Source organism: Motilimonas eburnea (genome assembly GCF_021295345.1).
Taxonomy (GTDB): domain Bacteria; phylum Pseudomonadota; class Gammaproteobacteria; order Enterobacterales; family CBDFNC01; genus Motilimonas; species Motilimonas eburnea.
This window is the reverse complement of the sequence record NZ_JAIMJB010000002.1, coordinates 1-18,992: the sequence shown is the minus strand read 5'-3', so window position 1 is coordinate 18,992 and position 18,992 is coordinate 1. Positions and strand designations below refer to the sequence as shown.

Here is an 18,992-nt window from a genome sequence, read left to right as displayed (position 1 = left end):
ATCAAGCTAGAAAACCAAGGAGCCTTGTTATCTGGCTTGATAACCTATCGCCTCAGGTGTCACGGCTCTGCGCCAATCGGCTAAACTAACAATTTACACACCATTTATACTAGTTATATAATTAACTTAATTCATATAACTGATTGAGTAACGTTTAGTTTGCTTACCTTAACTCGACTAGGTCAACTTTCTCCTTTTATTGTACATGCTGAAAAGAGTGGCTTTGAATACAAAAAAGCCCTTAAACAACTAAAGCTTCCCGCAGACATTTTGGACATAGAACACGAATATGTGTTTACTCACCAGCTTTTTTCGTCGGTTCACTACCTCAGTGGATTACAACAAGATGCAAGTTATAGTTTAATGGTTGCGGAAAATTCCGGGCTTGCCATGTACGGCCAGTTCGCCAACGCGATTGGTGAACATTGGTCTTTATTACAAACACTTAACCATTGGGTAAAGGCAGTGAACCATGAATCTGCTAAGGTCGAGATTTATATCGAGTCTTCATTGAATGGTATTTGGCTTTGGCAAAAGCACAGCTTACCTGTTCATGCGCAAGGTTTTGCCGATGTAGAGTTATATGATCTTCAAATGACAGTGAATTTAGTTAACCATTTTACAACTTATCCATGGTTACCTAACTTTGTCAACCTCGCCTCAAAAAGCATGGCGCATTGGCATGCTGCCAAGCATTTTTATGAGGACTGTAATATAACCCACCAGGCAAATAAAACGGGTATCTTTATCCCAAGTGTATTACTAACTAACACCCCTAAGTCAACTATTCCGGCGTATAACCAGCAGTATCATTTAAGCCCAGATTTTCTTGTTCAGTTTCAACAAGTACTAAACGGATTATTACACTTTCAGCGTTTAAATATCCAAACCGTGTCATGGTTAATGTCCGTCAGCGAAAGAACGCTTCAGCGACGGTTAAAACAAAATAACACCTCTTTCAGACAAGAATTATCTAAGGCAAGGTATGACAAAGCCTGTAAATCATTGGCAGAAGGTAAAGAAACCGTCACTGAAATATCTCTAAAACTGGGTTATAGCAATGTTACGCATTTTTGCAGAGCGTTTAAATCACATTCTGGGTACTACCCAAAGTCATTTAAAATCAAAACAAACCAAGCTAATCAAAACCAATAATGCGTTAGCACGGAAATAACCATGAAACCGCCATCTGCCTGCATTACCGTAATAGAAGTTTGGATATTTAATTCCTTTATTGTTCACTCATAATAATCTTCAATTAAGGTGGCTTTCATTTCGTAACCCATGGCAACATTTGCCCCGCCATCAACCAAAAAAACCTCCTCGGTTATCACATTGGCATTAAACTTCCCTTCCACCCAGACTGGGTATTGCACGTTTTGAACTTCAAACCCAGACGGATAATATATTCTCACGATTTGATTAGCGGCAGGCGGTGGCATATGAATGCAAGCCCCCGCAACGGGCACCAATAATAATTCAGTGGCTTCTAAATTTTCATTATATTCAATAGGTACAATAAACCCCGGCATACGCACAAGTTTGCCATTGTAAGCATCGGTAACTGTTTCTGCGTTTTCTTTCATTGCCTGCATGTAGTCTTGACGTAATTGAATAAGCTCACTCGCATTAAGACCTTGTTTTGCTAATTGAGATTCAATGTGTTGCTTTTGTAATCTTGATTCTTCTGAATCCTGATCATTTAAAATAATCACCCCTTGCAACAGTCGCTTTTGATCTTCCGTTAATTCAGGCAATTTAATGGTGACAGGTTTTGCCTCACTATTTAGGTTTGACCAATCCAATGTCAGAGGCGTCTCTGCATAAAGCGGCATAGAAAAAAGCGACAAAAGAAAAGCGGTAATAACGTGTTTCATTCGAACCTCAGAAAAAACCCACCCGAAGGTGGGGGAGCAAAACGGACAACAGAGGGGTTAAAGCGTATTTTTATAGACTTTACCGTCCTTCATTATCACCTTAATCGTATCTAAAGCCACATCACGCGGCTCAGCATCAAACCATTTTTCGTTAGCGCCGATAACGGACAAATCTTCCAATGGGTTACCGTCCACTAAGAGTAAGTCTGCAAATGCGCCCTTTTCCACCACACCTAATGCAGCTTGTGGGTAGGGATCCATAACGCCGGATAATTTAACCAGTTCACCATTCACCGAGGTTAAGCCCTTAAGAGCAAAAAAGTTACCAAATTCTTTACCTGCAAGGTAAATTGTATGGTCAGTTTGCTTAATGCAGGCTTCTAAACCACCCACACAATCTGTGTGATAGCCCCATTTAGGCTGGTACTCATTGACGTTCTTGATATAGTCTTTAAACGCTTTTTGCGCCGATTCAGCTTTTAATTTCGAAACAGGATTGTCATTTATCGCTGGGATAGTGGCTAGGTAAGGTGAAAATGCGGTCATATTGGTTGTGATATAAGCGCCTTTTTCCTTCATTTTTTTAGCGATTTCGCCGTCAAACATAAAGCCATGTTCAATCGACTTCACACCCGCATCTAAATTACGCATGATGGCTTTTTTGCTGTAAGCATGAGACATCACATACGAGCCGTAAGCATCGGCAATTTCCACCGCGGCAGCAATTTCTTCAGCTGACATCGCGTTGAGCTGCCAAGGGTCAAACGATGAAGCCACGCCACCCGAAGACATGATTTTAATCTGTGAGTTACCCTGCTTAAAGTTCAAGCGTGCCGCAGACTTAATTTCTGCAATGCTGTCTGTGTTGACGCTGACATTGCTACGTCCCATGGACGTTTGCATACCGTTAATATGTTGATTTAAGGTAGTAAGGTTTGAAAAATCGGCATGTGATCCGGTTGGCCCAAGAAATGCGCCCGAAGTGTATAAACGTGGCCCTACTAACAGACCCGCATCGATAGTTTTCCGCAGGCCGGTGTTCAAACCACCCGCATCACGCCATGTGGTAAAGCCTGACTGAAAGGCTGCGTTGGCCATCACGGTTGAGCGCGCTGCTAACTCTTCGATTGTGCGGTTATTTTCATGATCATTTAGGGTTCCACCGTTCATAAGTAAATGACCGTGTCCCTCAATTAAACCTGGCATCAAGGTTTTGCCTTTACCATCAATAACCGTTGCGTCACCGGCATCAATCGGGCTGGCTGACACTTCAGAAATCAGATTATCCACCACCAATACATGGTGATTTTTGTACAATTTGTTGTCTTTACCATTAAAGACATCAACATTGGTAAAGAGCGTGCTTGCCGCATTGGCACCAAAAGCCACAGAACAACATGCAGCGAGTAAGCTTAGTTTAATTGGCTGATTTTTCATTTTTCTACCCATATATTGTGATTATATTTCACGGCTCAAACTGACCACTGGGCCCATAGACCGAGCCCAACTTACAACCAAAGACGCAACTTTTTTAACAATACGTATATAGAATATATACATTTCGTAACTTAGCGTTCAGTTTATGTTTATTCAAGACAATAAACTTACCATTTGGTGACAACTCAGCACCAAAGATTGACACGCTTTACCCAGTTTCCTTGCCTCTCATCGGCAAAATATCGCGATTCGCCCCGTAAAATGGGACGGCTTTCCGCCAAACCAGCCCAATTGACTCAGGCCTGAATGCATTGTCTTGTTATATAAATATTCTACCGCGCAAGCCAAATACCAGAGCATTACTCTCTTGCGACAATATAGGATCATGGATCCATTGGAAATCGGGTGTTATTTGAACATGTTCACCAAACTGCATGTTGTAGTAAATCTCCAATGTGGTTTGGCTATCATCTGTACCCCATCCCTCTTTATTGGCTTCACTCCAGTTAAACGCCGCCCCCAAATTATGTTTAGGCGCGCCCAAGCCAAAATAGCCTAAACCGACAGAAATAGATTTCTCATACAGCGCTGCATCACCATCAATGGAAAAGCCTGCGCGAACAAAAGGCATAATTTGAGGAGTAACAAAATAGCTTAAAGAAAAGTTGACGCCTTCGCTGTTTTTGGCGCTATGACGTGTTGATCCATCGTCATTAAAGGTGGCGTCTAAGTGCCAATAAGTAACATGCAGGTTATCGGTATAAATCTGTTGCTGTGAGGCAGTCCAACCCAATTCAACCGTTGTGAAATAGTCGTTGTCATTAAAAAAGCTATCGAACCCATCAAATATTTCATCGCTATCTGAACGTCCGTTAGCGTCTGCCAATCCAGCCACAATATAGTAATTATCCGTTAACATCTGGCCAATCGAAACGGCAAATAAACCATCATCTGGCAATCCCATTGCACCAGCACCTGTTTGGAACACTAGGTTTGAAAAACCAGTCCAAGGGCTAGCCAGCGCATAGGTATCCACGTAGTCGGTCACATCCTGAAACCCAACAATGAAGGACGTCTTGCCATCATTGAGGCGCTGCTTCCAATGAAGATTAGTGATCCTGTCCCCCTGATCGCTAAAGGCTGGCTGGATCATGCCTATATAGCCTAACCCTTCAGCTCCAGCTAAGTCAGCGAGAAATGCATACGATTTGGGAGCATAATCACTATAAGCATGTCGATGCTCAATCTTCCAGACGATCCCCCCCGTATTATTCGAGTTACGTCCAATCAAGTTCCACTGTCCGTAGAAACGCGCAACACCACCGCTGGCGTTAACCGTATTACCTTTACTGCCATTAGCAGAGTTAAACCCGATCCCATTGTAGTCCAATCCAAAAGTCAACCCCTCTTGCGCTAACTGGTTACGCCAACTTTGTGGCTGCTTGTTGTGCTCAGAGAGGGTATTTTCAACAGCATCCGGACCACCAAAATTGGCCGCCGATGAGAAAAAAGGGGCGCCTAAAACAAGCAAACCAATGGCAAAAACCGATCGCCGAGCAGACATATTTAATTCCATTTATTGAGGCCTTTTACTGAAACATTTTCAACTTGTTGCTTGGCTAAATACCTTCTATATCAGTCGAGTCCAAGATCACTTTGTGTGTAAAAAGCGAACTGTTCAGCAAAGCATACATATATTGAGAAACTAGCCATCTGGTAAAGTGAATACAAGTAACTAAACTTACCATTTCATGCCAATCTAGCACTGTTTAGCTTGTGAGCCCTCACCAGAGCAGGCTTTTGCAGGGATTTGACTCATCACTTGGCAAGCCGTTGAATAGGTGGTGACAAAATAGAGACTGGGCTTACTAGGGTCTGCGCTTTGACGCATCAGGCAGTTCGTTGCGCATGAGCTCAAGTAATTGCCCTGTCATCATTACCACCGACATATTGAGCATGGCGCGCTGTTTATCTGCACCCTCGTGTTTCTTATAGGCCAGCTTTTGCAGCTGCGTCTTGGCTTGTTTGATTTGATCTTTTAAATACTTGATTTGCGCTTGAGTGATTTCATCCTGCGCACTTTGCGCTGAGCTATTTTGTGCCGAGCTGTTTTGTTTTGATGATTTGGCTGAGCCCATCAGTACATTGGCCGCCTGCGACAAGGCTTGTTGTTTTTGGTTTTCACTTATCTCATTTTGTTGCTGTGCAAAGCGGGCTTTGGCCTCATCAGACAAGGTTAAACTGTCTGATGTGCTCAGCTTTGCTTTAAGATCCGTACCGCTTGGCACAATATCAGCCTTCGTGCGGGTTTGGCTTGTTGGGCTTAAGGACAACTTTGCCAAATAGTCTTGGTAGGTTAATCGCATTAGCGGCGCTTGTTCTGTTTGGCCCTGTTTTAATTATCGGCCAAGCTAGGAAAATAGTTAACCTTATTTCTGCTTAATGTATGCTTCGCCGAGCTCGCGTCCCACAAGGGCTGATGAGTTAGCTTTATTCATCATCCGCAAGGCGGCGGTAGGTTTCTTTGACGTAACCATCTTGATCACCAAAGCCCAACATTTTTAACGGATAAACGCCTTGCTGAATGAGCATGGCTTGCTCACCCTCACCTTCGACACTTAAGTTAAAGCCGATGGATTTGCCTTCATAGTTGGGATAGCTACACACCTCGATGTCTTCTATATATTGGTTACCTTCTAAACGATAACGTCCGGCGCCAAAGTCTAAGGTTTTGCTGGCAGCTAAACGTTCCTCGTCATTGATAGCTGGACTAAAGGGCACACGATCATGGGTTTTGGAATGAAAATAAAACCGGCCACAGGGCGTTAAATGCTTAACCATGGTGCGCTTGGCATCAAATGTGTTACTGACTTGGCCAGCTACGGTTAACTCGGCGGCCACCAGCTGCCAGCGGCCGGTGATTTGTTTGGCTGTTAACATAGTGCATGTCCTTATTTCGTTATTCCCCTGCAAGAACACTATCATGCTCATCCCCAGATATAATCTGCAACCTGTTTTATCCTCACAAAGCACAAGATGTGATCTCGAGTTGCTGTTACGTTGGGACTGTCCAAAGATGCTTCCCCCTTCACCGTCCCCATCGACAGGCTTGATGCTATTTCACTTGCAGCCAAGCCATCATTTAGCGTAGTTTGCTAGGTTGAATCCATCTCACACTGCAGCAGGTATCACTATGTCAAAACCAGTTTACCAGATAGATCAACCATTGAACTTACCAAAACCTGCGCAAATCATCACCTTACCAAGTTACATGGACAGCCATGCCCATCAATACATGCAGTTGGTTATCGGTCTTAAGGGCCAAGCTGAATTTGAAGTGTCAGGCAAAGCTAACGTATTAGGACCGGGACAAGGCTGTTTGGTATCGGCCATGTCACCCCACGCGTTTGGCGCTTTGGTCAGTCAGTCGGATATTTTGGTGCTGAACCTAGCTGACACCGCACAATTGTCGCCCGCTATTGTCAGTGTGCTTGAACACTTTGATAAGCCCTCGCCCTATTTTCAACTGGATCACGCCATCCAACATTTGATTAAACTCTTAGTGAACGAAATGCGCGTCAGCCCAGATGATTTAGTGTTGTCCCGTGCTTGCCAAGACACGATTGTCGCTTTATTGCAGCGCCATGTGGTTAATAATGAACAACGAGTTCGCCCAAATGCCAAGCTATCGACCAACAGCCGCTTTGATATGGGGGTAATTGATAGGTATATCGAGCAGCACATCGCTAATAAAATATCCATGGGCCAGTTAGCGGCCAGTGTCTATCTGGCGCAAAGTCAATTCTATTCGTTATTCAAACAACAGATGGGCGTCACTCCTCACCAATATGTATTATCCAAGCGCATCGATTTAGCCCAAAAATTAATTCAACAAGGTGGCTTTAACTTAAGTCAAGTGGCCGAATTAACGGGTTTTTCTAATCAAAGCACCTTTACTCATACCTTTAGCCGCACCTTAGGGTTATCCCCTTCGCGCTACAAAAAGCAAATCGGATCTGCATAATGTGAACCAAGCACTATATTGTGTTACCAATTTCGCTATGATCATGTTTAAAGTTTGTTAACAATCGGAGTATTCAGCAAAATACTCGGAATTTTTCACAAGTATTCTAAACCCAGCCAAAATAGACTGTGGCCATAGTGAAAGCTTTGATATCAAGAAGCCTGTTTAAGGACAACACATGTTTACAGCAACCGACGTGTTAACAACACCCTTCATTGAGCAACCCCTAGATAAGTTGTGGGATCACATCTCCCCTCTATACATGGTGGACGAGTCTCAATGGCTAAAACAACTGCTTCCTCTTGCGACGCCTACGGCGCAAGAAAAGACCAAAATCAGTGAAAAAACCGCCCATTTAATTGAAGCGATCCGCGCCGATAAAAAAGCGATCCAGTTAATTGATGCGCTGCTACTGGAATACAGCCTAGACACCCAAGAAGGCATTTTATTAATGTGCCTTGCCGAAGCCCTGCTTCGCATTCCCGATGCGGCCACGGCCGATGCGCTTATTCGCGACAAATTATCGGTGGCCGATTGGCAAGCCCATTTAAAAAATTCGGATTCGGCATTTGTTAATGCATCAACCTGGGGCCTGTTGATAACAGGTAAGGTTATCGGCCTAAAATCAGACAAAACCATCAGCGACAGTCCAACTCAAGCCTTGTCTCGCTTAGTGAACAAGCTATCAGAGCCGGTGATCCGTAAAGCCATGCACCAAGCCATGAAAATCATGGGACATCAATTTGTGCTTGGGCGAAATATCCAAGAGGCGCAACAAAAAGGTCGCCCCATGCGCGATATAGGCTTCACCTATTCATTTGATATGCTTGGCGAAGCCGCGCTCACTCAAGGGGATGCCAATAAATATTTAACGGATTATCTCAACGCCATTGAAGCCGTGGGCAAAGAGCAGTACGGCAACAATACCAGCCCAGCGCCTTCTATTTCGATCAAGCTTTCAGCCCTGCACCCTCGCTATGAGGTCACCAATAAAGGGCGCGTAATGAGCGAGCTGTATGACAACGTTTGTCAATTAATTCGACGCGCCCGTGCGCTCGATGTTGCCATTACCATCGACGCCGAAGAAGCCGATCGCCTTGAGCTTTCTTTACAACTGTTTGCCAAGCTGTATCAAAGCGATATCGCCAAGGGCTGGGGCAAAGTTGGGTTAGTGATCCAGGCCTATTCTAAACGCGCGTTGGCGGTGCTGGTTTGGCTTAATCGCCTCGCCCAATTACAGGGCGATCTGATCCCAGTTCGCTTAGTGAAAGGCGCGTATTGGGACAGTGAGATCAAATGGTCACAACAAGCCGGTTATGCCAACTACCCGGTTTACACCCGCAAAGAAGCCACCGATGTGGCCTATTTGGCTTGCGCTCGTTTTTTACTCAGTGACGGTGTGCGCGGCCATCTATTTCCCCAGTTTGCTAGCCATAACGCACAAACCGTGACCGCCATCGCCGTGATGGCCAAACACAAAGATTATGAATTTCAACGCTTACACGGCATGGGCGAATCCCTTTATTACCATGTGATGGCCACTCATCAACAAAGTGTGCGTATTTACGCGCCCGTTGGTAGTCACAAAGATCTGTTGCCCTATTTAGTGCGTCGATTATTGGAAAACGGCGCCAATAGCTCGTTCGTGCATCGTTTAGTGGATGCGCGTTGCCCCGTTGCAGAGCTCACCGCGCACCCCGTTGATACCTTACTCAGCCATGAGCACATGAATAATGTGAATATTCCCCTACCGCCGCACATTTTTGCCACACGTAAAAACGCTCATGGCGTTAACATTGATATCCATAGCGAAGCCGAGCCGTTTGAGCAGCAAGTGAATGGATTTATGACCAAGCAGTGGCAAGCAGGCTCCATCATTGATGGGCATCACTGTTTTGAGGATGCCAGTGAGCGCACTATCAAGATCACCCCGCCTTATGATCGCCGCATCAATGTCGGTTCAGTCACCTTTGCCACGCCATCTCAAGTCAAGCAAGCCATTGAAGTCGCACAACAGGCTTATGCCGACTGGCAGCAAATGCCTGTTGCCCTTCGCGCCAACAAGCTAGAGCAACTTGCCTATTTACTGGAAGAGCACATGGCAGAGCTGGTCGCCTTGTGTCACCAAGAAGCGGGGAAAACCATTCACGACAGCATAGACGAAGTACGTGAAGCGGTGGATTTTTGTCGCTATTACGCCAAACAAGCCCAACAGTTAGGGCCGCAGCCCGTTTCAGGCTTTGATGGCAAAACCCGCACCTTAACGCGTCAAGGTCGCGGCGTGTTTGTGTGCATTAGTCCGTGGAACTTCCCGCTGGCTATTTTTCTTGGCCAAATTAGCGCCGCCTTGGTTACGGGTAATACCGTGGTGGCTAAGCCCGCCGAGCAAACCAGTTTGATCGCGGCTCGCGCCGTTGAGTTAATGCACTTAGCAGGCTTTCCCATTGGCGTTATTCAATTGATATTGGGCCGCGGTGCCGACATTGGTCAAGCCTTAACCAGCAACAGTGCTATCGCGGGCGTAGCCTTTACCGGCTCCACGCCGACTGCCAAATTAATTCAGCAAACCTTAGCTGAGCGTGACTGCGCACCGGCGGTGTTTATTGCTGAAACCGGTGGTCAAAATGCCATGATAGTGGACAGCACCGCCTTGCCCGAGCAAGTGGTTCGCGATGTGATGCGCTCTGCCTTTGCCTCTGCAGGTCAGCGCTGCTCTGCCCTTCGGATTTTGTATGTGCAACAAGATATTAGCGAGCGAGTGATCGAGCTTATCAAAGGCGCCATGGCGGAGCTGGAAGTGGGTCTACCCTATTTACACAGTACCGATGTTGGCCCCGTGATTGATGGCAACGCCAAGGCTAAGTTACTTAAACATATTGAAGATATGCAAACCACGCAGCGCACCATCGCCAAATTAAGTTTGGATGAAGCCTGTCAGCACGGTGACTTTGTGCCGCCGTGTGCGTTTGAAATCGAGCACATCAACACCTTAACCCAAGAGCATTTTGGCCCTATCTTGCACTTGATCCGTTTTCAAGCCGATCAACTGCCACAAGTAATAGAGCAAATTAATCAAACAGGCTATGGCCTGACCATGGGTATTCATAGCCGCAATGAAACCAGCTATCGCTGGCTAGAGCAACACGCTCGGGTGGGCAACTGTTATATCAACCGAGATCAAGTCGGTGCCGTGGTAGGCGTGCAGCCCTTTGGCGGGCAAGGATTGTCGGGCACAGGCCCCAAAGCCGGTGGTCCGCACTATCTATATCGTTTTACCACATGCGAGTTTGCCACTTTGGCAAGCGCGTCAAATACCACCAGCGCATAGGAGCGAATAATGAATCAAGTGACTGTTTTTGCCGATGCGCAACAAGCGTGGCCGAGCTGGAATTTAGCGGGGTTTAGCGCTAGACAACCTAAGCTGTTAGCCTTTCATCAAGGCCTAAAGAAGCAGCAATATGAGCTAGCGGAAGTGTGTTTGTATCAGCTAGAGCAAAGCGCTGCTGTCGTCGCCAAGCCTCAGCCATTGGTGGGGCCCACCGGTGAATCCAATGAGCTTTATACCGCTGCGCGCGGGGTTGCGCTGTTTGTGGTCGATCCTAGCTCCAGCACCCTAGCCAGCCAACAATCTTTGATTGGCATGCTAACCGCCGCTCTAGCCGCTGGGAATAGCGCCATTATTTGCAGCGATGACTTAGCTCTTAATCAAGTGCTGGTTAGCGCAATTAAGCAAGCAGAGCTACCCTTGCACCTAGTGCAAATCGCCGCATTTGATGATTATGCTTGCCATCTAGCATGGGATATTCGCAGCTTAACTATGATTGGCTCGCCGATTTTGGTGCAAAAAATCAATCGTCAACTGGCGGCTAAAGCTGGGCCTATAGTGCATCTTATTGCTGAAACCGAGCCCGTTGCCTTACATCAAGTCAATGATCCTATGCTTGTTTTAAACTACATCACCGAACGTACACGCACAATTAATATCACCGCCGTCGGCGGTAATGCACATTTGTTGGCTTTGGGCAACGATGCCCATCGCTAACATAACAAATTAACAAGATGCATTTAGGACGCGAGCACCCGCTCGCGTTCAAAACCTGCCCATTGGCAGGAGGGGAAAATAAAACTATAAGGATAAACTATGTTAGAACACAGCTTTGCAATCAGTGCGACCTTTATCGCCTATTTGATCATGATGCTCGCCATCGGCGTGGTGGCCTATAAACGCACTGTCAACTCCAGTGATTACTTCTTAGGAGGCCGTAGCCTAGGCCCTTGGCCTGCCGCTTTATCGGCTGGCGCTTCGGATATGAGTGGCTGGTTGCTATTGGGTTTGCCGGGTTACGCTTATGCCGCTGGGATAGAATCATTTTGGTTAGCAGGCGGCCTATTACTAGGTACTTGGGCCAACTGGCTCCTGTGTGCCAAACGCCTGCGCACTTACAGTATCACCACAGATTCTTTGACTATACCTGAATACTTATCGCGTCGCTTTAAAGACAATTCTAAACTCATTCAAACCATCTCAGCCTTTTTTATCTTGCTGTTTTTCTTGTTTTATACCAGCTCCGGCTTAGTCGCTGGCGGTAAATTATTTGAAACTGTATTTGGCCTTAATTACACCACTGCCGTGATTTTAGGCACAGTATGTGTGGTGTCTTATACCCTATTTGGTGGCTTTTTGGCGGTGTCTTGGACCGACCTAGTGCAAGGTTTGTTGATGTCGGCGGCCCTTTTGATCGTACCCATCGCGGCCATGAACGGCGGCTTTGGCCAACTGAGTGCTGACCTCTCAGCCATTAACCCAGAGCTGTTAACCTTATGGAATGACGCTAAAGGTGAGCCATTAACGGCCATTGCTATTATTTCATTGGCGGCTTGGGGTCTGGGCTATTTCGGCCAGCCACATATTTTGGCTCGTTTTAAAGCCACCCGTAGCAATAAAGATTTAACCACGGCAAGACGCATCGCCGTGACTTGGTCTGCGCTGTCTATGGCGGGCGCGATCTTAGTCGGCCTAGTAGGTTTGGTTTATGTGAACAATGGCAGTGTTGAACTGGCTGATGGCGAGAAGATCTTTATGATTTTGGTCAATGCCGTGTTTCATCCTGTGATTGCCGGTATCTTGTTGGCCGCGATTTTAGCAGCCATCATGAGCACCGCTGATTCACAATTGCTCGTGTCTTCTTCGGCCCTTGCGGAAGATTTCTACAAGCAAGTGATAAAACAAGATGCAAGCTCAGAAGATATCGTGCGTATGGGTCGTTTCGCCGTGATCGGTATTTCAATCATTGCTCTGCTTCTGGCCTTATCGCCCGATAGCTCGGTATTAGGCCTAGTGTCATATGCGTGGGCAGGTTTTGGCGCGGCATTTGGCCCTGCCATTGTGCTTAGCCTTTACTGGAGCCGCATGACTTGGCAAGGAGCCCTAGCGGGTATTGTTGTTGGCGGTGTAACTATCGTGGTGTGGAAGCAGTTTAGTGGCGGCCTATTTGATGTTTATGAAATCGTCCCAGGCATCATACTTTCGACCATCGCAATTGTGGCAGCCAGTCTTGCTAGCCCGATGCCGGCGCAAGATGTGGCGGAGCAACACGCTGAGTTTGAGAACAATCTTACTAACCTAGACTAAGTTGAACGCCATGGATAAACCGCATTGGTTTATCCATGGTTTAGTTATCCCTTAGCTCCCCAGTTTCAAGCCAATAATACCTATCAGGATAAACAGTAAACTCACTAGCTTTGCTGTGGTAATGGGTTCATTAAATAGATAAAAACCGGCAACAGCACTACCAATCACGCCTATCCCCACCCAAATGCCATAAGCCACACTCAAGGGTAACGATTTAAGCGCAAGTGCCAGCAGCAATAAGCTGACGCCACAGCCAAATACGGTAACAAGAGATATCCAAGGATGGCTAAAGCCATTTGATAATTTCAAGCCAACCGCCCAAGCTATTTCACTTAGGCCAGCCAGCAGTAATATGAACCAAGTCATTACATTAACTCCATTTTTGGGGTCGTCCCCGACAAAAAATAGAGCGGTAAGGTCGTCCTTACTTCTTGGTACAAGCCCGGATCACTAAGGAATTCAGAAATCAGGCCACTTTGTAGCGACTGCGAATGGTAAAAGCTTAACAAACGCAGCGCTAGTTAGGGAAACTCCCTATAGCGTAATTTCTATAACTTTCGTTCGCATTCATCCGATAAATATTGCTAAGCTACTGATTATTTAATATTGCCTACGAACCATGAATCTTAATCTCGCCCTGCTTATCGCCATGCAAATTTTGTTTATGGTAGGCAATATGATGTTTGTTACCCTCGCCCCTGTGCTCGGAAATCAGCTGGCAGGGACCATGAGCTTGGCCACCTTACCGATGGCGGTCAGTATGCTCAGCATGTTAGTTAGCTCGTTTCCCCTTAGCATGGCGATGGGACGATTTGGCCGTAAACCCTTGTTTGCCTCTGGCTTGATAGCAAACTGTTTGGCGGGCTGTGGGTTTTATCTGGCACTGCGATGGGCCAGCTTTGAGCTGTTTATCCTCGCCAGTGTGGGCTTTGGTTTTGCCATCAGTTGCGCCAATTTTTATCGCTTTAGTGCCATGGAGTTGGTGGCCCCCGCGCAGCGCCCACTGGCAATTTCAGGGATTATGGCCGCAGGTGTGGTGGCGGCCTTTATTGGCCCTAATTTAGGGGCGCTCACCAAAGACATCTGGCTCAGTCCTTCCTTTTCCACTTCGGTGTTGCTCTATATTCCCCTGACAGTGTTGAGCTTACTGTTACTGATGAACATTCGTTTTCCGGCTCCTGCATCTATATCCAACGCTGCATCGACTAAATTACCGATTAATCAAATATGGCGCCCAATATTTACCGCTGCGGTTGCCTTTGCGGTGATGGTGATGGTGATGACCGCCACGCCGCTGCACATGTTTGCCTGTGGTTTTGAGTTTTCCGACTCGGCTTGGGTGATCCAATGGCATGTACTGGGCATGTTTGCGCCTTCATTTTTTGTCAGTCAGCTAGTAAAGCGCATTGGCTTAAAAGGCTTGATGAGCGCTGGCGCAGTAATACTGATTGCCTCGGCTTTACTTAACTTAAACGTGAGCAGTAAAACCGGTTTGACCTTGGGCTTGGTGCTGTTAGGAGTGGGTTGGAATTTTCTATTTGTCGGGGCAAGCCAATGGCTGATGGCGCTATGTGAAAATCAAAACAGCGCCAAGATCCAAGGTGTTAATGAGGTGTGCGTTTTTGGTTTGGCGACCCTTGCCACCTTGAGTTCAGGTTGGCTGCTCGACACCTTTGGCTGGGAAACCCTTAATATCACCGTATTGCCTCTCCTACTTTTGCTACTTGGTTTGTTGCTGACCGTAAAGCCTAAACACTTGACTGCGGTTAGCTAGTTTTCTTGTTCATAAATCCACCCTTGCTTGATGCAGCTATACTCAAGTTAATACCAAGGGAGGTAAAAAATGAGCAACGCAAACCAAGAGAGTACACATGGTATCGCCATTGGCATTGAGCGTGTGGGCGAGCAAGTGTTTATTGCCATTCGCGCCGTCGGTAAACTTAGCCATCAAGACTACGAAGTGATGACGCCGATGTTTGAAGCCGCCCTGAAGGAAGTGCCTTATGCCAAGGTGGATGTACTCGCCGATCTCACTGAGTTTCACGGTTGGGAGCTGCGCGCAGCATGGGATGACTTTAAGCTCGGCCTAAAACACGGCGCGCAATTTAATAAAATTGCCTTGGTTGGCCACCAGCAGTGGCAGTCCGTCGCCGCCAGCGTCGGCTCTTGGTTTGTAGACGGTGAAATCAAAGCCTTTGACGACCACCAGCAAGCCTTGGTTTGGCTGAGTCAATAGAGCGAGTCGGCGCCAAACGGCAGCTGGGCAATCACATCACTGGCTAATACGATACGTTGGCGTTTGGCAAGTTCATGGCCAATGCGGGCATGCCAGTTTACGCCCGTGATCGCACTGTTAAAGCCATCTAGCCCCTGCGCCATTAACGCTGCAATGATCCCCGCTAAACAATCGCCCATGCCCGGTGTCGCCATTGCTGGGCTGCCAGAGTGACAAAACACCAAATGTTGCCCCGTTTGGCGCACATCACAAACCAAACTGCCCGCCCCTTTTAGCACTACGCACGTTTTATATTGCTCACTTAAGGCTTGTACTGCTGCAATGCGATCTTGTTGCACCTTAGCAATCGGCCAAGCTAATAGCGCCGCGGCTTCACCTTCGTGGGGGGTCAACACCCACCCCGTGGCAACTTGCCCAGAGGTTGCCAACCAACGCAGCCCATCGGCGTCTAATACGCCATAATTGGCCAACTGCTGCGATGAGTCAGCGTTTGTTGCCTCTAATAACTTTGCAAGTATGTCTAAACCTTGGCCATCTTGCCCTAACCCCGGCCCTATTACCCATTTAACCTTGTCAGTTAAGGGTTGCTTGGCCGTTTCACCGATTGGCTTTAACATAATTTCTGGCGCTAAGCTTAATGCACTGGCATAAAACATCTGATCACAGGCCAGCCAGACCTTACCCGCACCGCTGTTTAAGGCAGCATGTGCAGCAATGAGCGCTGCGCCCATCATATGAGGTTGCCCGCCAACGACATTCACGCCGCCGTGCTCAGATTTATAAGTATTGCCCGTGCGCCTTGGCAAACACACATCTACCTGATAGCGCCATGTAGATCCCGTTGACACCGTCAAGGTATCAAGGGATAGCAGGCCACAATGCGCTGGCCCCATCGCGGTCAGCGTGCCTGCTTTTAACGCAATAAAACTATGGGTGGCTTTGGCATTAACGGCAACGGGCATGGCCAAGCCGGTATCGGCATTTAAACCACTGGGCACATCCACTGCAACAATCTCTGTGTCTAGCTGATTAAGCCATAAAATCACTTGTTGCGCTGGCTCTGACAATACTCTGTTCAACCCACTGCCAAATAGCGCATCGATAGTAATAGGGAAATGTGCGCTCTGGGGTAACTCATCAAACGAGCCAAGCACTTGTCCGCCACTGGCTACAAAGAATTGATACGCACGCTCGGCATCTATACCCGATTTAGGCAAACCGAGCGGTGCCACAAGCGTCACCTTAACCTTAGCTTGGCGCAGCAGCGCACCAATGTAATAGCCATCGCCGCCATTATTGCCTTGGCCCGCTACCACCAGCACAGTTTGACCTTGCAGTTTTGACATGAACTTAGCCACAAAACTGTGCGCCGCTTTCACCATCAAGGGCCAAGTGTCACCTTGGTTTGCTTTCGCCCATGCCTGCTCGGCCTGTTTTACCTGCTCTGACGTCAAAACTGGGAGCATACTTGTCTGTTTATTCATAGGTAACATCACGTTAAGAAATTGTAGCTGCACTAACTATACTAGAAAAAACTATGCTAACGTTCGACTTATCACGCGCTATTGAGTAAAACCCGATGCTAAAAACTGTTCGTTTCCCTCTGATTATTGCTGTCATCTTAGTGGCTATCGCTAGCCTAGCAGGATGCTCCGACACCAAAACCGTCCAGCTAAGCCGAGACAGTGTGATATTGGCCTTTGGTGACAGCTTAACCCAAGGCGTTGGTGCGCCGGCTGAGCAAAGCTATCCCGCCCATTTAGCACGAGCGCTAGGTGTTAATGTTATTAATGCGGGAAATTCCGGTGAAACCAGCGCGCAGGGTTTGACTAGAATTAAAGCGTTACTTGAACAGTACAGCCCGGATTTAGTGATCATTTGCTACGGCGGTAACGACTTATTGCGCCGATTGCCAGTCAATCAATTAGCCAATAATTTGGAGCAGATGATCCAACTCAGTCAAGCACATGGCGCTCAAGTGTTATTGGTTGGCGTACCTAAACCTGCGATATTTTTAGACCCCGTTCCTGTTTATAGCGATTTAGCCAAGCGTTATCAGCTCGCTGCCGAGCTGGATATTTTAAGTGATTTGCTTGACGACAAAGGCATGAAATCCGATACGATTCATTTAAATAGCAAAGGCTACCAAGCCTTTGCAAAGGCTTTGGCAGCACATATAGACATCACCCCTAACTAAGTCATAACAGATAAAAGCTTAATATATAGCGGCATGGCTAATTCTTTTGCTGCACCTGTTGTAGATGCGCTAAGATCCCTTGGTGATATTGGCCGCTTAATTCCACTGATTTAGCCGTGTTTTCCATCGCCGTGGCTAACTTATTAAATTGCTCTGTAGTATCCACCAATAACTGTCTACTCGGTTGTAATACTGTGTAATAGACTGCAATCAGTACAAGAACCAGTACCACTAACAATGCAACTAAGACTAGAATCACCACCCATTTAATGTCGTTGAGTAGTGTTTGGCTGCTCTCCACCACAGGTTGACTGGCTTGCTCGATCACTTGGGGGATCTGTTGCACTGTGGTGTTTAAGGTTGAGCTTAACTGCGCCACTTGCTCTGCCATCTTTTGAATTTGCTGTTGCTCAGCGTCGGTTAAGTGCTCACCTTGGCTTAATTGCGTAATCGACTCAGACAAAACAATGAGCGCATCGGAGGCTTTCACCGCGGGGGCTTCTAACCCCGTTAAATCAACGCCAACATTAATGGTCACTAAACTTTGAGAGCTTACTTCCTCGGTAGTCTCAGCCGTTACCATTTGAGACCAGCTTGTCAATAATACCCCTATAACAGCCCAAACGTTGATTCCTGACTTCATGATAAATCCTTGTTTAAAAATTCATTAATAATATAGAGATAAAGCTAAACAATACCAAGACTTAACCAAAGCTTAAGGCCGTCAGCGTTACTAAATCACGATTTTTGTAAGCAAACGACTAAGTTGAAAATCAATCACACTCGACAAAAATTGATCTAGCGCAAAGGCGTGATGTGCTGTTTTGGCCTAAAACTAACCATAAGTAAGCTGTAACTTGAGGTGAAGTATGACGTTATTACCTAACTGCTATACCGACATGTGTGTCAACGGAAAATGGTTTCATTACGATCACGGTGAATCAGAGGTCTATATGCTCAATGCCGGCAGCCCGATTACCTTTAAGATAAACGCTGTCCCCAACACGGAAGAAGAATTAGAGCACGCGCTACGCCAGCTTGGTGAACAGCTCTAACAAACTCAAGAGATTCATCTAGTCGCTCAATATCACAACTAAGAAAAGGGGGTGATATTGAGCTCACAACGAGTATGTTCCCCTACTTTTCAACCTTAACGGCTAACACACCCATCAGAATTAGCAGAAACAGCACTATCAGTAACGTTGGCCAAATGCCCATGGTATTACTTCCAATTGATGTAACTGGATTAAGCTTAGTTGAGGAGGAGATTTTCCGCATTTGCGGCTGGTTTAAAGTGTAGCGGAACACCAGTCCAACAATATGTGTTTGTTGGCCATTTTCACACTGATAATACTCCGCACCACATAACAGTATTACAAACAACCAGTTGGTTAATAAAGAAACCGGCTAGAACCCCTAGCAACCCCATTGTAAAAGCCACCAAAACACCTTCGATGCTTCTTGACGTGGTTTAATTGATACGACTAACCCAGTTAAGACATAATTGATTTAACTGGAGATTGAAATGACAACACGTAAAACCTATTCAAAAGAATTCAAACTTGATGCCATTGCACTGGTACGAGAGC

17 protein-coding genes are annotated in these 18,992 nt (G+C 46.6%); 9 read left to right on the top strand and 8 right to left on the bottom strand.

Annotated features, from left to right (window positions below; translation table 11 throughout):
* The first annotated feature begins 159 nt into the window (after positions 1 to 159).
* The gene (locus K6Y21_RS02080; protein ID WP_233070025.1) at positions 160 to 1,155 is read left to right on the top strand and encodes a helix-turn-helix transcriptional regulator; all 996 of its coding nucleotides are present in this window, start codon (positions 160 to 162) and stop codon (positions 1,153 to 1,155) included.
* An 83-nt stretch (positions 1,156 to 1,238) separates the two neighbouring features.
* Here the strand turns inward: K6Y21_RS02080 and K6Y21_RS02075 are convergent, their stop codons facing one another.
* The 5 genes from K6Y21_RS02075 to K6Y21_RS02055 form a co-directional block, all read right to left on the bottom strand.
* A complete protein-coding gene (locus K6Y21_RS02075; protein WP_233070024.1) occupies positions 1,239 to 1,877 on the bottom strand; it encodes a DUF3299 domain-containing protein in 639 nt (212 codons plus the stop codon).
* Between the two features lie 57 nt (positions 1,878 to 1,934).
* Positions 1,935 to 3,314, bottom strand: a complete 1,380-nt coding sequence (locus K6Y21_RS02070; RefSeq protein ID WP_233070023.1) for a metal-dependent hydrolase family protein — start codon at positions 3,312 to 3,314, stop codon at positions 1,935 to 1,937.
* Positions 3,315 to 3,633: 319 nt separating this feature from the next.
* Positions 3,634 to 4,878 (bottom strand): carbohydrate porin, encoded by a 1,245-nt coding sequence (locus K6Y21_RS02065; RefSeq protein ID WP_233070022.1) that lies wholly within the window; start codon positions 4,876 to 4,878, stop codon positions 3,634 to 3,636.
* 304 nt (positions 4,879 to 5,182) lie between these two features.
* Positions 5,183 to 5,680, bottom strand: a complete 498-nt coding sequence (locus K6Y21_RS02060) for a hypothetical protein (protein WP_233070021.1) — start codon at positions 5,678 to 5,680, stop codon at positions 5,183 to 5,185.
* A gap of 124 nt (positions 5,681 to 5,804) precedes the next feature.
* On the bottom strand, positions 5,805 to 6,254 hold the full coding sequence (locus tag K6Y21_RS02055) for a lipocalin-like domain-containing protein (RefSeq protein WP_233070020.1): 450 nt from the start codon (positions 6,252 to 6,254) through the stop codon (positions 5,805 to 5,807).
* Between the two features lie 253 nt (positions 6,255 to 6,507).
* On the opposite strand from K6Y21_RS02055, the gene K6Y21_RS02050 reads away from it, so the two are divergent.
* The 4 genes from K6Y21_RS02050 to putP all read left to right on the top strand — a co-directional run bounded on the left by K6Y21_RS02050 (position 6,508) and on the right by putP (position 12,970).
* Entirely contained in the window at positions 6,508 to 7,338 is an 831-nt protein-coding gene (locus K6Y21_RS02050; protein ID WP_233070019.1) for an AraC family transcriptional regulator, read from the top strand.
* A 178-nt stretch (positions 7,339 to 7,516) separates the two neighbouring features.
* Complete coding sequence (gene putA, locus K6Y21_RS02045) at positions 7,517 to 10,666, top strand: bifunctional proline dehydrogenase/L-glutamate gamma-semialdehyde dehydrogenase PutA (protein WP_233070018.1); 3,150 nt, start codon at positions 7,517 to 7,519, stop codon at positions 10,664 to 10,666.
* 9 nt (positions 10,667 to 10,675) lie between these two features.
* On the top strand, positions 10,676 to 11,380 hold the full coding sequence (locus K6Y21_RS02040; protein ID WP_233070017.1) for a hypothetical protein: 705 nt from the start codon (positions 10,676 to 10,678) through the stop codon (positions 11,378 to 11,380).
* Between the two features lie 99 nt (positions 11,381 to 11,479).
* Positions 11,480 to 12,970, top strand: a complete 1,491-nt coding sequence (gene putP / locus K6Y21_RS02035; RefSeq protein WP_233070016.1) for a sodium/proline symporter PutP — start codon at positions 11,480 to 11,482, stop codon at positions 12,968 to 12,970.
* A gap of 51 nt (positions 12,971 to 13,021) precedes the next feature.
* Here the strand turns inward: putP and K6Y21_RS02030 are convergent, their stop codons facing one another.
* Positions 13,022 to 13,336 carry a DMT family transporter gene (locus tag K6Y21_RS02030; protein WP_233070015.1) on the bottom strand — a complete coding sequence of 105 codons (315 nt, stop codon included), beginning with the start codon at positions 13,334 to 13,336 and terminating at the stop codon, positions 13,022 to 13,024.
* A gap of 253 nt (positions 13,337 to 13,589) precedes the next feature.
* Here K6Y21_RS02030 and K6Y21_RS02025 point away from each other — a divergent pair, with 253 nt between their 5' ends.
* Positions 13,590 to 14,744 (top strand): MFS transporter, encoded by a 1,155-nt coding sequence (locus K6Y21_RS02025; protein WP_233070014.1) that lies wholly within the window; start codon positions 13,590 to 13,592, stop codon positions 14,742 to 14,744.
* Between the two features lie 69 nt (positions 14,745 to 14,813).
* Positions 14,814 to 15,206, top strand: coding sequence for a SpoIIAA family protein (locus tag K6Y21_RS02020; protein ID WP_233070013.1), 393 nt, complete (start codon positions 14,814 to 14,816; stop codon positions 15,204 to 15,206).
* Here the strand turns inward: K6Y21_RS02020 and K6Y21_RS02015 are convergent.
* On the bottom strand, positions 15,200 to 16,672 hold the full coding sequence (locus K6Y21_RS02015) for an NAD(P)H-hydrate dehydratase (RefSeq protein ID WP_233070012.1): 1,473 nt from the start codon (positions 16,670 to 16,672) through the stop codon (positions 15,200 to 15,202). The genes K6Y21_RS02020 and K6Y21_RS02015 overlap by 7 nt on opposite strands.
* Positions 16,673 to 16,785: 113 nt before the next feature.
* On the opposite strand from K6Y21_RS02015, the gene K6Y21_RS02010 reads away from it, so the two are divergent.
* On the top strand, positions 16,786 to 17,403 hold the full coding sequence (locus K6Y21_RS02010) for an arylesterase (RefSeq protein WP_233070011.1): 618 nt from the start codon (positions 16,786 to 16,788) through the stop codon (positions 17,401 to 17,403).
* A 37-nt stretch (positions 17,404 to 17,440) separates the two neighbouring features.
* Here K6Y21_RS02010 and K6Y21_RS02005 read toward each other — a convergent pair whose 3' ends face one another.
* Positions 17,441 to 18,046 carry a hypothetical protein gene (locus K6Y21_RS02005; protein ID WP_233070010.1) on the bottom strand — a complete coding sequence of 202 codons (606 nt, stop codon included), beginning with the start codon at positions 18,044 to 18,046 and terminating at the stop codon, positions 17,441 to 17,443.
* A 226-nt stretch (positions 18,047 to 18,272) separates the two neighbouring features.
* Between K6Y21_RS02005 and K6Y21_RS02000 the strand changes: the two genes are divergently transcribed.
* On the top strand, positions 18,273 to 18,458 hold the full coding sequence (locus tag K6Y21_RS02000) for a hypothetical protein (protein WP_233070009.1): 186 nt from the start codon (positions 18,273 to 18,275) through the stop codon (positions 18,456 to 18,458).
* The last annotated feature ends 534 nt before the right edge of the window (positions 18,459 to 18,992 follow it).

Excerpts from the sequence above, each read along its gene's own strand:
- K6Y21_RS02025 (WP_233070014.1), top strand. The coding sequence starts at position 13,590 with ATGAATCTTAATCTCGCCCTGCTTATCGCCATGCAAATTTTGTTTATG.
- putA (WP_233070018.1), top strand. The coding sequence starts at position 7,517 with ATGTTTACAGCAACCGACGTGTTAACAACACCCTTCATTGAGCAACCC.
- K6Y21_RS02020 (WP_233070013.1), top strand. The coding sequence starts at position 14,814 with ATGAGCAACGCAAACCAAGAGAGTACACATGGTATCGCCATTGGCATT.
- K6Y21_RS02040 (WP_233070017.1), top strand. The coding sequence starts at position 10,676 with ATGAATCAAGTGACTGTTTTTGCCGATGCGCAACAAGCGTGGCCGAGC.
- putP (WP_233070016.1), top strand. The coding sequence starts at position 11,480 with ATGTTAGAACACAGCTTTGCAATCAGTGCGACCTTTATCGCCTATTTG.
- K6Y21_RS02005 (WP_233070010.1), bottom strand. The coding sequence starts at position 18,046 with ATGAAGTCAGGAATCAACGTTTGGGCTGTTATAGGGGTATTATTGACA.
- K6Y21_RS02015 (WP_233070012.1), bottom strand. The coding sequence starts at position 16,672 with ATGCTCCCAGTTTTGACGTCAGAGCAGGTAAAACAGGCCGAGCAGGCA.
- K6Y21_RS02030 (WP_233070015.1), bottom strand. The coding sequence starts at position 13,336 with ATGACTTGGTTCATATTACTGCTGGCTGGCCTAAGTGAAATAGCTTGG.
- K6Y21_RS02065 (WP_233070022.1), bottom strand. The coding sequence starts at position 4,878 with ATGTCTGCTCGGCGATCGGTTTTTGCCATTGGTTTGCTTGTTTTAGGC.
- K6Y21_RS02010 (WP_233070011.1), top strand. The coding sequence starts at position 16,786 with ATGCTAAAAACTGTTCGTTTCCCTCTGATTATTGCTGTCATCTTAGTG.
- K6Y21_RS02070 (WP_233070023.1), bottom strand. The coding sequence starts at position 3,314 with ATGAAAAATCAGCCAATTAAACTAAGCTTACTCGCTGCATGTTGTTCT.
- K6Y21_RS02060 (WP_233070021.1), bottom strand. The coding sequence starts at position 5,680 with ATGCGATTAACCTACCAAGACTATTTGGCAAAGTTGTCCTTAAGCCCA.
- K6Y21_RS02000 (WP_233070009.1), top strand. The coding sequence starts at position 18,273 with ATGACGTTATTACCTAACTGCTATACCGACATGTGTGTCAACGGAAAA.
- K6Y21_RS02050 (WP_233070019.1), top strand. The coding sequence starts at position 6,508 with ATGTCAAAACCAGTTTACCAGATAGATCAACCATTGAACTTACCAAAA.
- K6Y21_RS02055 (WP_233070020.1), bottom strand. The coding sequence starts at position 6,254 with ATGTTAACAGCCAAACAAATCACCGGCCGCTGGCAGCTGGTGGCCGCC.
- K6Y21_RS02075 (WP_233070024.1), bottom strand. The coding sequence starts at position 1,877 with ATGAAACACGTTATTACCGCTTTTCTTTTGTCGCTTTTTTCTATGCCG.